At 49.6% G+C, this 567-nt stretch carries 2 tRNA genes and 2 rRNA genes; all 4 read right to left on the bottom strand.

The annotated features are described in order from the left end of the window. A 23S ribosomal RNA gene (locus ACYVFD_RS36020) occupies positions 1 to 116 on the bottom strand; the annotation flags it as partial. Between the two features lie 125 nt (positions 117 to 241). Next, positions 242 to 315, bottom strand: a tRNA-Ala gene (locus tag ACYVFD_RS36015). Between the two features lie 13 nt (positions 316 to 328). After that, positions 329 to 402: transfer RNA gene (locus ACYVFD_RS36010), tRNA-Ile, on the bottom strand. A gap of 47 nt (positions 403 to 449) precedes the next feature. Next, positions 450 to 567: ribosomal RNA gene (locus ACYVFD_RS36005) — 16S ribosomal RNA — on the bottom strand; the annotation flags it as partial.

Genomic DNA, 567 nt, shown 5'->3' with positions numbered 1-567 from the left:
GATACCCAAGGATCAGCCCCTGCCAGCGGGTCCCCTCAGCGTTTCGTCGCTTGCCACGTCCTTCATCGCCATCAGAAGCCTTAGGCATCCCCCAGACGCCCTTGCATTGCGTGTTCAATTTCGCTTTTTCTAATTATGCTACAACTTTCAGTAAACAGTAAATGTCTACCATCAACTAACATCTTTCGATGTATTGTCTCTCTTCGTAGGTCAAAGAACATATGAACCCGAATGGTTCATGTGGAGAATAACGGATTCGAACCGTTGACCCCCTGCTTGCAAAGCAGGTGCTCTAGCCAGCTGAGCTAATCCCCCATAAGCTTGTTTGTGGGCCTGCGTGGACTCGAACCACGGACCTCTACATTATCAGTGTAGCGCTCTAACCACCTGAGCTACAAGCCCAGTTTCTTTGCGTATTGACATCAACTTGAGCAACTAAACGGCTCCAAAAAGGAGGTGTTCCAGCCGCACCTTCCGGTACGGCTACCTTGTTACGACTTAGCCCTAGTTACCGAGTTTACCCTGATAAGACTGTTACTTCCCACTTCAGGTCCCCCCAACTTCCAT

The organism is Spirosoma gilvum, assembly GCF_054776815.1.
Note: the sequence above shows the minus strand (reverse complement) of the source record. Positions and strands in the feature narration are given on the sequence as shown.